10 protein-coding genes are annotated in these 12,256 nt (G+C 29.7%); all 10 read left to right on the top strand.

Annotated elements, in window-relative coordinates:
- Nucleotides 1-226 precede the first annotated feature (226 nt).
- The 10 genes from wbaP to ACGHIY_RS00150 all read left to right on the top strand — a co-directional run bounded on the left by wbaP (nt 227) and on the right by ACGHIY_RS00150 (nt 11,826).
- Nucleotides 227-1,666 carry an undecaprenyl-phosphate galactose phosphotransferase WbaP gene (gene wbaP, locus ACGHIY_RS00105; RefSeq protein WP_119563097.1) on the top strand — a complete coding sequence of 480 codons (1,440 nt, stop codon included), beginning with the start codon at nt 227-229 and terminating at the stop codon, nt 1,664-1,666.
- Nucleotides 1,666-2,763, top strand: a complete 1,098-nt coding sequence (glf, locus tag ACGHIY_RS00110) for a UDP-galactopyranose mutase (protein ID WP_390525529.1) — start codon at nt 1,666-1,668, stop codon at nt 2,761-2,763. Before wbaP ends, glf begins: the two co-directional genes overlap by 1 nt.
- A 57-nt stretch (nt 2,764-2,820) precedes the next feature.
- Entirely contained in the window at nt 2,821-3,576 is a 756-nt protein-coding gene (locus tag ACGHIY_RS00115; RefSeq protein ID WP_004698019.1) for a DUF4422 domain-containing protein, read from the top strand.
- Nucleotides 3,569-4,477 (top strand): glycosyltransferase family 2 protein, encoded by a 909-nt coding sequence (locus ACGHIY_RS00120; protein ID WP_004698023.1) that lies wholly within the window; start codon nt 3,569-3,571, stop codon nt 4,475-4,477. The genes ACGHIY_RS00115 and ACGHIY_RS00120 overlap by 8 nt, the downstream gene beginning before the upstream one ends.
- The gene (locus ACGHIY_RS00125) at nt 4,474-5,646 is read left to right on the top strand and encodes a glycosyltransferase (protein WP_004698039.1); all 1,173 of its coding nucleotides are present in this window, start codon (nt 4,474-4,476) and stop codon (nt 5,644-5,646) included. Before ACGHIY_RS00120 ends, ACGHIY_RS00125 begins: the two co-directional genes overlap by 4 nt.
- Nucleotides 5,639-6,622, top strand: coding sequence for a glycosyltransferase family 2 protein (locus tag ACGHIY_RS00130; protein WP_278467340.1), 984 nt, complete (start codon nt 5,639-5,641; stop codon nt 6,620-6,622). The genes ACGHIY_RS00125 and ACGHIY_RS00130 overlap by 8 nt, the downstream gene beginning before the upstream one ends.
- 26 nt (nt 6,623-6,648) lie before the next feature.
- Nucleotides 6,649-8,562, top strand: a complete 1,914-nt coding sequence (locus ACGHIY_RS00135) for a hypothetical protein (RefSeq protein ID WP_004698053.1) — start codon at nt 6,649-6,651, stop codon at nt 8,560-8,562.
- Between the two features lie 87 nt (nt 8,563-8,649).
- Nucleotides 8,650-9,900 carry an oligosaccharide flippase family protein gene (locus ACGHIY_RS00140; RefSeq protein WP_004698015.1) on the top strand — a complete coding sequence of 417 codons (1,251 nt, stop codon included), beginning with the start codon at nt 8,650-8,652 and terminating at the stop codon, nt 9,898-9,900.
- Between the two features lie 321 nt (nt 9,901-10,221).
- Entirely contained in the window at nt 10,222-10,629 is a 408-nt protein-coding gene (locus ACGHIY_RS00145) for a hypothetical protein (protein WP_038150457.1), read from the top strand.
- 144 nt (nt 10,630-10,773) lie between these two features.
- Nucleotides 10,774-11,826, top strand: a complete 1,053-nt coding sequence (locus tag ACGHIY_RS00150) for an acyltransferase (protein WP_021148821.1) — start codon at nt 10,774-10,776, stop codon at nt 11,824-11,826.
- Nucleotides 11,827-12,256 lie beyond the last annotated feature (430 nt).

Below are 12,256 nucleotides of genomic sequence, written 5' to 3' on the forward strand. Positions count from 1 at the left end.
GCATCTAACTACTATTTAATAGACAATTAAGTAGGATTTAAATAGACTTAAAGAATAAATAACTACATAAAAGATAGGTGAAATCTATGTTTTTTATAGTTTTATATATTTAAATATGATACAATATATGTAAATATTGGTACATTGTATTCGTATGATAGAGAGGTTGTTTTCTTAATATTTTGAGATTGAGAAAACAACCTTTTCTTATAATTGGGGTATTAGTATGAATCGTTCTATCTGTAATAACAATAATAAAAAGTTATTTATAAGTAAGCTCATAGTACTTATAGCAGATTATATTGCTATTGTTTTGGGGATATTAGCAGCCTATTATTTGCGTTTAAACTTATCAATTTTACCAGTAAGTTCAAATTTTAAGGTAGAAGAAATTTACGTATATGGTATTGTGCCTATCGTATTTTTAACTATCTTGTTGCTTAATAATGTCTATTCTGTGGTAACACCTTATTGGGATACGATGAAAAATTTGTTTCGCAGCATTACCATAGGGGTTGTCGTATCGATTGTTCTCATGTACACAGGACATGTTATTAATGATGTGTCTCGTTTATTTGTTGCCTTTGCTTATATATGTATGCTCGTATTTATCTTTAGCGAGCGTTTTATTGTAGGAAAATTACTTTCAAAAGCAGGATATTTAACAATTCCGATTCTTCTCGTTGGGGCGGGAAAGACAGCAGAACTTGTACAGAGATCATTAGAGCGTATGCCGATTACTACCTATAAGATTATTGGTTATGTAGATGATAATCCTAAATCATCATCCATCGCTAAAGAATATCCATGCCTTGGAGCCTTTAAAGATGTAGAAAGCGTTATTAAAGATACAGGCGTTCAAACTGTACTGATTTGTGCTCCGGGACTTGAGTCTAAAAAATTAGTATCCTTGATTAATCGATTACAAGTATTAGTAAAACGAGTAGCATTTGTTCCTGAATTATTCGGTTTACCAGCCAGTAATATTACAGCACGTGGCATGATGGAAGAACAAGCCGTCGTATTGCGTGTGCAAAATAACCTAGCACGCAAATCTAACCGTGTTTTCAAACGTATTTTTGATATTGTAGCTACGGTATGTGGTGGCATTTTGATTTTACCAATTCTCGGTATCATTGCTATATTGATTTACTTAGATTCTCCAGGATCTATCGTATTTGGACATAAACGCGTTGGTCAAGGTGGGAAATCATTTTCTTGTTATAAATTCCGATCCATGGTGCCAAATGCACAAGAGGCTTTGGAGCAATATCTAAAAGATAATCCAGCTGCTCGTGAAGAATGGGAGCGAGATTTTAAATTGAAAGATGATCCTCGCGTTACAAGAATCGGAAAATTTCTTCGAAAGACAAGTCTTGATGAATTGCCACAGTTGTGGAATGTTCTCGTTGGGGACATGAGCCTCGTAGGGCCAAGACCTATTGTTCGAGATGAAATTGTAAAATACGGCGACTATATTAATGACTTTTACCTTGTACCACCAGGGATTACTGGTGTTTGGCAGGTAAGTGGTCGCAGTGATACCACCTATGAAGAACGAGTTCTCATGGATTCTTGGTATGTGCATAATTGGTCTGTATGGATTGATATTGTATATCTGTTGAAAACTGTATTGGCTGTTGCTAAATCGAAAGGGGCCTATTAATGAAATACGATTATTTAGTAGTTGGGGCAGGCCCATTTGGTGCTGTATTTGCTCATGAGGCGCACAAGCGTGGTAAATCTGTACTTGTCATCGACCGTCGCAATCACATAGCAGGTAATCTATATTGTGAAAGCAAAGATGATGTCAATATTCACGTCTATGGTGCTCATATTTTCCACACATCCTTGAAACATGTGTGGGATTATGTCAATCAATTTGCTGAGTTTAATCATTATGTAAATAGTCCTGTGGCAAACTATAAAGGCGAGATGTACAATTTGCCGTTCAATATGAATACATTCTCTAAAATGTGGAATATTCGAATTCCAAAAGAGGCACAAGATATTATTACTAAACAACGAGCTGCCATCTCAGGGGAACCTAAGAATTTGGAGGAGCAAGCCATCAGCCTCGTAGGTACTGATATTTACGAAAAGCTCATTAAAGGGTATACGGAAAAACAATGGGGCCGTAAATGTACAGAGTTACCAGCTTTCATTATTAAACGATTACCTGTGCGTTATACATATGATAATAACTATTTTAATGATCGCTTCCAAGGTATTCCTATGGGTGGTTATACCAAGATGATTGAACGTATGTTAGAAGGCATTGAAGTCCGCTTAGGTGTAGACTTCCTTAAACATCGGAACGAATACGAATCTTTGGCAGATAAGATTATCTACACAGGCCCTATAGATGAATACTTTGGTTATTCTGAAGGGGTATTAGAATATCGTGGTCTTCACTTTGAAACAGAACGTCTCGAAGAAGAAAACCATCAAGGCGTTGCGGTGGTGAATTATACGGAAGGAGAGATTCCGTATACTCGTATCATTGAACATAAGCATTTTGAATTTGGTACACAGCCTGTTACATATGTAACAAAAGAATATCCAAAAGACTGGAAAATCGGTGAAGAAGCGTATTATCCAGTAAATGACGTGAAGAATTTAGATCTTTACGCTAAATACGTTAAAAAGGCCGAAACGATTTCCAATGTTATCTTTGGTGGTCGTTTAGGGGAATATAAATATTACGATATGGATAAGGTCATTGCTAGTGCTTTAGCATTGGTTGAAAAAGAATTAGCATAATCGCTGTTTCTATCGTAGGTATAGATTTGAGAATCAACATTCATGTAGGAGAGTACTGTGAACATTAAGATTTTAGTAGCCACCCATAAAAAATATTGGATGCCAGAGGATTCTGTATATATACCTATTCATGTAGGTCGAGAAGGTAAAGAAGATCTAGGGTATATTGGTGATAATACGGGGAATAATATATCCTTAAAAAATCCTAATTATTGTGAACTAACAGCATTATACTGGGCTTGGAAAAATCTTGATGCGGATTATATAGGGTTATGCCATTATCGTAGATATTTTATGTCTAGAAATAAACCTTTTTTTATTCAAGGTAATCGTAAAGATATCTTTTCATACAAAGATTATAAAGATATTCTGTCTAAAACGGATATTATTGTATCTCAAAAACGGCATTATTATATTGAGACTATATGGAATCAATATATTCATGCTCATAATGAGCATGACTTAATTGAATTAGAAATGATTATACGAAATGAATATCCCAGTTATTATGATGCTTTTGAAAATTTGAAAAAAAGAAAATGGGCACATATGTTTAATATGTTTGTTATGAAACGAGACAAATATGATGCATATTGTGAGTGGTTATTCTCTGTATTATTTAGTTTAGAGTCTAAATTAGATTGTATAGAGCCAAGATTATTTGGCTTTTTAAGTGAACGTTTATTAGATGTCTGGTTAGAAACTCATAATTATTCTTATAGTGAAGTGCCTGTTTCATTTATGGAAAGGCAGGATTGGTTAGGTAAAATATTAAACTTTATAAAGAGAAAGTTTGGGGGCCATAATGGATAAATTAGTAGCTGCTATTGTTGTCACATACAATCGAAAAAACTTATTATTAGAAAATATAGAGTGTTTAAAGCAACAGAGTGAGTCGGATAAACTAGATATTATTATTATAGATAATGCTAGTACAGATGGAACTGAATCTGCATTACAACCATATATCTTGGATAAATCTATTATTTATATTAATACTGGTTCTAATTTGGGTGGTGCAGGAGGCTTTAATTTTGGGATAAGCTATGCTGCAAAAAAACAATATAAATATTTATGGATAATGGACGATGATTGTATGCCCGAACACTCAGCGTTAAAAGAGTTCTTTGATGCTGATACGACTTTACATGAAAATTATGGGTTCTTAAGTAGCAAGGTACTTTGGAAGGATTATTCGATTTGTACAATGAATGTACAAAGGAAAACTATGTTTGAAAATATTAAAGATTTTTCAACTCCACTAGTTCCTTGTGTTATGGCATCATTTGTTTCTTTATTTATTCCTGTAGAGGTAGTAAAGAAATTTGGTTTACCTATAAAAGATTTCTTCATTTGGACAGATGATTGGGAATATACACGAAGAATATCAAGACATATTCCATGTTATGTAGTAAATAATAGCGTGGTTATTCATAAATCAAATAGTAATATAGGTGCACATATTTCAACAGAGGTAGAAGAAAGACTAGATCGGTATAAATATTTATATCGAAATGATGTGTACTTGTATAAACGAGAAGGAATAAAAGGGTTCCTTTATGAATGTGTTAGATTATTATTTCATTCTTTAAAGGTTATTAAAGATGCAAAGAATAATAAATATAAAAGATTATCATTAATTTGGAAATCAACTATTCAGGGCTTTTCATTTAGACCATCTATTGAATACATCTCTAATGGAGAGAATAGATGAATATATTATTAGTATCATCGGATAATAACAAAACATCTGGAGCTTTTCTTAGTTTAGTTGAATTGGCTGTGAATTTAGAAACTATATATGGTTATAACGTATTTGTAATTTTACCAAAATATGGTGATGGAATATCTTTATTAGAGGAGCATCAAATTAATTATAAGATTATTCCAACATTGAGCTGGATTGTTTACAATAATTTATCAATTAAATTTATAGTTAAATATTGTATAAAGGGGATAGGGTTACTATTAAATGTTATATCGGTTTTGTATTTATGCTTTTATATTTATAAACATAAGATTGATATAGTTCATAATAATACTATCTTTACTTATGTTGGTGCGGTGGCTAGCAAAATTATGAAAAAGTCGCTAGTTTGGCACATAAGGGAAGATATTGAACATGCTTTTTCATCTAAACTATTTAATAATAGATTGGGATATAAATTGATTAATAGTAGTAACCGTATAATTTTTGTGTCCAATTATATACAATCAATGTATACAAAATATATTGATACAACGAGATGTGTAGTCATATACGATGGTATTGATACCAGTTTTTATAAAGTTCGCCCTATATTAACTAATGATTTAGTAAATATTGCTATTGTAGGACATTTAAATCGAAATAAAAATCAGATTGAATTGATAGAAACTTTACATAATTTACTTAGAAAAAGAGTTACCAATTTTCACCTTCATATAATTGGGGATGGTGAATTGAGGTCAGAATTAGAGGAATATGTTAAATATCATAATATGGGTTCATATGTATCCTTTTATGGTAGAAGATCTGATTTACATGTAATCTTAGATACGGTCGATGTTGTGGTTTCTTGTTCTAAATCGGAAGCATTTGGGAGAACTTTAATTGAAGCAATGCTTCATGGATGTTTAGTTATTAGTTCAGTTAGTGAGAATAATGCGTCTAATGAAATAATTGAATCTGGTGTAACTGGTTTATTATATCCTTTGGGCCATATGAGTAAGCTAGAATATTTATTAGAATCTATTTTAAGTAATTCTCACAATCAAGTATATACTTCATATGCTAAAAAAGGACAGAAAATTGCATTTTCTAGATTTACTACGAATAAAACTGTAGAAAATATTCAATTAGTTTATAGTCAAGTGATAAGGGATATTAGTAAATATGAGTGAGAAAATTTTATCCATTTCTATAGCAGCATATAATGTTGAAAATGTTATAAAGAAATGCTTAGATTCGCTTTGTGAATGTAGATATTTTGATAAATTAGATATCATTGTAGTTGACGATGGGTCATCTGATCAAACTGTTGATTTAGTTACATCTTATGTACAAAAGTTTCCAAATATAATTACACTTATTGCTAAAGAAAATGGTGGGCATGGATCTACTATTAACGCATCGTTAAAGGTTGCAAAAGGTAAGTATTATAAAGTTCTTGATGGTGATGATTGGGTAAATCCAAATGCATTAGATCAATTAGTTACGTATCTAGAAAATGCTGATGTTGATTTAGTTATTAATCCATATAATGAGGTTTATAATGATCGAATAAGTCTTATAAATGTAAGGCGTAATTTAAAATTTAATACTTTATATACTATAAATGATTTAAGTGAATTTGATTATATGCCTATGCATTCTATATGTGTAAAGCTAGAGCAATATAAAAAGGTAAATCAATCAATTTCTGAACATTGTTTCTATGTTGATACAGAATTTGTGTATTTTATATTTAGCATAATTGATTCTGTAGTATTCTTAGAAGATGTAGTATATCAATATCGTTTAGATCAACCGACTCAAAGTGTTAGTTGGAATGGCATTTATAAACATATAGAGGATTATATTTGTATATTAAAGCGTCTTTTTAAATTGTATAATGATACTCATTATACTAATGGTTATAGACAAAACTTACTTTTTAGATTGTTGAGTAGTCGTTATAAATTATTATTTTATTGGTATTCTAATTTTACTAATACAGATAAAGATTATTTATTAATAGATATAGATAAAGATTTAAGAAAATTATACCCACAATTATTAGCATCAATTAATTTGGGTGTATATAGCCTATTAAGAATTAGGTATAAATTAGGGTTATTATTTATACGTTTATTAAGACGTTTATTAAGACGTTTATAGATATACTATTATAGACGGAGGATTGAATGAGAGGCATAAATTGTATAAATAATATTAGTTTAGGTAAGTTCGAACTATTTTGTTTTATGCTAGCCATTGTATTTATTCCATTTCATGTTATTCATAAGTTTATGACAGTTCCTGTTTTGGATATGGGTAGTAAATTATCTATATATCCGATTATATTGGGAATCGGATGTTATTTTTACCAGGCATTTAAAAAGAGAACAACATGGATTCCTAAAAAATATGTATATTTTGTTATTTCTTTATTTGTTGTACAATTTTTCTCTACTGTTAATGGGCTTTTGGTATTTCCATATTGGAGTAGCATTAACATTGATCAATTTGAAAAGTTAGTAAAACTTGTATCATTAATTCCTAATAGTGATAGTATTTTGAATCAAGATAGTAATATTATAGGAATAATTTGGCTTTCAATTAAAATTATTATCAAATTAATGTTTAATTTTTTGACCACTTATGGGTGTTCTTTATGGATTATATCTTTATATATACGATGTAAAGAGAATGTTTTTAAATATTTTTATAAAGGCATTATTGGTGGAGCCTTATTATGTACCATATATTCCATAGTCGAATATGTACATCTATTTGGTGGGATATGGGCATCAATTATATTGACTAAAATAAATCCATTGTTTTATGATGTTGCATCGTCCCACAATTGGTGGCCGCCTTTATTTTATGGTAATAGAGTTCGCTCTCTATTTGCGGAACCAGCGTATTTATCTACCTATTTATCGATTGCTATACCAGTTTCTATATATTATGCAATGGTTAAAAAAACATCGAATTGGTTATGGAAATTATTACCTGTTATATTAATCATTATGATGTTAACAACTAACTCAAAAACGGCGATTGGTATTTTAATAGCTGAATGTGCCCTTGCCAGTTTATTATTGCTTATTCAATTTAGAAAGTTAACTTCTAAAACATATTTTAAGAAAGTAATTAAGAATGGTATCTGGATTTTATGTGCTGTTATAATTGGATTAGGCTGTAATTCAGTTTTAAGAGATCGATATAGTATAGATTATGATGTTACTAATATTCAAGATAATCATATTATCACTTTAAAAATTGAAAATACGGGTTGGATGACTTGGAATGATGTTGAGAACTATCAATTAACAGCAGCTTGGTATGATAAACAATGGAATAGTTTTGGGCGCGTTAATGTCACAATTCCTCAAACTATGAGAAAAGGTGATACAGCCGTTTTAACTATTGATCTACCTAAATTAAGTGACTATGAGAAATATTCTAATGTAGTTATTGAGTTACAAAAGTTTGGACCTTATGAAACGGGAGAATTAGCAGGTCAAGGTGCAAATAAATTAACTTTAAATATAGAAGATGGTCACTTAATTCCGTTGAAAGATTTACAAAATGAAGTAGTTGATATGTCTGCTATAGCATCCACAAGTAATGGTAGTAATCAGCAGAGATTTGGAATGATGCGTGTAGACTATAATATTGGTAAAGAATATCCTATTTTAGGTGTTGGTGGAAACGATTTAAAACAGGCGTATGTTATTTCTAATATTCCAGATAGTCTAAAACATAATGCTGAAGTAAAATTATGGATACAATCTCAAAATGAGAATGGAATTTTTAAATCTAGCTTCCCCGTAATTAGTGAGTATCCGCATCAATTTGCTGTTTATGGAACTCTAGGTTTAATAGGGTTTTTAATACCTTCTGGTTATATAATTTGTCAGCTTTTAGGTTTATATAAGAAATGGTTACATATTGATCAAGAGTTATTTTGGAAGGTATTTTCCTTAGTTGTCGGATATTTTGGTTTAATGGTATCCTTTATAGCTGGTACGACAATGCAATTGTATTTATATTGGATTATGTTAGGTACAATGATTAGCTTACTACTCTCTATAAAAAATGAAATTTTATAATTGTTAGTCTATATTTTAATTAAAACGACGGGAATTACCAACTATCTTTTATTAATGATAGTTGGTAATTATTTTAGGTAAGGGTCTATGGTTTTTAATCAATCAAAATTAGTGGAAAATATTTTTTCTATGGTATCATTACGTGCCTTAGAATATGTTTTGTCTTTTATACTAGTACCTTATTTGTTAATCGTATTAGGTCCAGAAAAAATGGGCGCTATTGTTTTTTCTCAGAGTGTAATGGTTTATCTTGTACTCATTTCTAGTTATGGATTTAATTTAACAGCACCGAGAGCATTAGCTAGTTCAGATAGTAGTGATTATGCACATATATTTTCATTGTATATGTATGGATCTATATTTTTAGGAGTAGTATCTACGATTGTATTGATACTTGGGGGCATATTGTATCAATATTTTGGACATGACTTAGATTTACCTTTATATATAGCAACATATACTGCTGTTATAGGAAATATAATATTTCCAATATGGTTTTTCCAAGGTATTCAAGAAATGAGATATATAACAATACTTAATTTAATAGGTCGATTTATATGTCTATTTGGAATTTTTATTTTAGTAAAAGGCCCTAATGATTATGTTTTGGCCGCATTATTTCAATCTTGTACACCATGTATTGCTGGAATTATATCACTTATTATTTTGACAAGACGTTTTACATCTTTATGGACGATACCATCTTTTGGTAGTTTGTTAAAAATCTATAAAGAAGGTTGGCTTATTTTTTTATCAACGATTACGATTAACCTCTATACTACTACATCAATTATTATTTTAGGTACATTAACTAATCATACAGTTGTTGGATATTATAGTGCAGCTGATAAACTGTTAGGCTGTATACGTAGAATGGTAAGTGCAGTTAACGATGCAGTGTATCCACATGTGAATATATTGTTAAAAAAATCATATACACAAGGTATTATATTTCTAAAAAAACAATTATATATATATATATTGTTTGGATTCTGTGGCGGTCTAATTTTATTGTTATGGGGAGATAAGATTTTACTCCCTTTATTAGGTGAATCTTATTATGACTCTATTATATTATTTAAGATTATGTCCTTTATTCCTATGATAGTTGCCATGAGTAATGTTTTAGGTTATGAAACAATGCTTTCATTACATATGGAATCCATATATAGCAAAATTTTAATATCAGCAGCTATTGTTAGTTTAATTATTATATGGCCGTTAACGTATTATTATGGTGGTATTGGTACGGCAATAACTACAGTTATTACTGAATTATTTGTTACTATTTCTATGGGATACGTAATATATCGTAATAAAATTTATAGTATTAAATAGGGTTTATTATATATGAGGAGATAGGTTAATAGGGAGTAAAAGCATTTTTCTAATAAGGAATGCTCATATTGTATTTCTTATGAGATTAAAGGTAATAGTTATTCTTTTACTATTTTGGTGGTATAGTAATATTCTAAATTCAGTAATTGATTTAGAGGCAAGAACTTGTGTGTTTTTGCTGTAGCTTATTGATTATAAAATGAAAAGAAGATGAAGTTTTGATGCATTGTATATATATTTTTTTATGTTTATGAAGTATACTATCATTATAAAAGTTGTTTATGGAAACTAAAGGGGTTAGTTGAAATTGAGGGGAGCTTTATGAGTACTTGTTTTATGTTAATGGATAATCCAATAGATTTAGTAATGGATTTAGTAGTAGAGCCTATAGATACATCACATAGAACTTCATTAGAAGGTCCTATAGAGAAATATAAAGTTGATTTTGATGCTGAATTAAATCAAGCCATTTTTACTTTTAAAATGTATGGTGAGTCTAAATTTTATAAGTTACATATGATTGCAGATGCGGGTGATAATTTAGAAGGATTCACTTCTACTGAGCATTTTTTTCGGACTATAAAAATTCTTGGACTTACTATTAATATAGCTAAGTCTAAAAAGAAATCCTTATCTATAAAAGTAGATGAGGAAAAATCTTATGTATACCTTGTAGACTTAGGGTCTAATAATACTGTACATAAATTTCATGGTTGGTTAGAACACTAAATAAGAGTTTATGTTAGTTCATAGAAATAACCATATAGGACTATGTTCTATATGGTTATTTTTATAATGATATTAGACCTAAATTAAATAATGGCATTAGGGAATTATTTTAACTTGTATTGTAGGTTATATAGGGGATAGTTAATGAAAAATGCACATATAGAATTGTGTCGCTTTATAGGCGCAATAATAATTTTATGTCATCATACTTATTTATTTGAAAATAGAACCTATTTTGTTACAGGGTGGCTTTTCGTAGAATTTTATTTCATGCTTACTGGATATTTTACTGCTATGCATTTTTTTAAGACCCCATATCTTGGAGATAATATATATAAAGATGCATTTAAGTATATGCTTGATAAAATTTATCGTATTTTACCTTATGCTTGGAGTGGCATAACTCTGTTATTTATTTATTACATTGTAAGTGGTCATGAAGGGCCTGTTAGGCATACCTTCATATCATTACCGACTAATCTACTTTTATTAATGGGTTCTCCTTTAAATAAGGGGTTACTGGATTTTAACCCTCCACTATGGTTTATAGGTCAAATTATAGTTTTCTTACCATTAATTATATGTGTAATGATTAAATTTACGAATGTATATAAATATCTTCTATCTTGGTTATTACCTTTTGTATTATATCTTTTTAATATAGAGGCTATGGGCCATGCTATTCATTGGAATAGTAATATTTATCTATATGCACGTGGTTTATCTGCACTTGTTTTAGGAACAACATTATATTTTCTTGTGACTTATGTAGAGTCAAATTATAATCATATAATCAAACGACTACAGCGGAATATTAATAATACATTTTACTTGTTATTTGTTGTTTATATAATAATGATTTGTAGAAGTAAAACAGATAATTTAGAAATAGCAATACCATTAATTATTGGAACATTTTGCTTATTGAGTATAACTCTTTTCACAACATTTAATATGAACAAACATTACCAATTATATAAGATATTTTCTTATATTGGTAAATTATCATTACCTATTTATTGCTTACATATGCCAGTTTTATATTGGATTCAATTTTTAATACCTCATACAACTTATTCAGTCAAATTACTATTAGCTATAATGGTGTCCTGTTTGATTGCAGGTTTATTGGTATCCTTAGTGAATCGAATTACTCCTATAATAAAAAGAAAGTTATTTTACTTAATTGTAGAATGAAATTGAACAAATAAAAAAATCCATAGTGAACCCTGTATTATGATTTAGGTGTCAAATCAAAATATAATCAAGGTAATTCTCAACTTGTATATTTAGCTGATTCTGGAGAGGCATCATATGAAAAACAATGTGTGCCTCCTTTAATATCATGAGAGTTGGTGCTATAGAATCTTTTATAAATTGGATTGAAAGTAAGGTTCTAAATGATCATTGGTCCTTTGATGCTGCTGTTGAGTATGTTAAACATAATGATTTATCTCGTAGATGTATTCCGAAAGGACTGCTAATAAATATAGTTTCATAGGAAAGAATTCAATAAATATTTCAATAGTGTAATACTTTGTCACGCAAGATTATAAATTATAAAATACTTTTGAACGTCTTTCTTAAAGAAGTTATTAAAATTGTAGGTATGTTTGTAGTTGGTTCT

Origin of the sequence: Veillonella parvula, from assembly GCF_042850485.1 — a bacterium.
Classification (GTDB): Bacteria; Bacillota; Negativicutes; order Veillonellales; family Veillonellaceae; genus Veillonella; species Veillonella parvula_Q.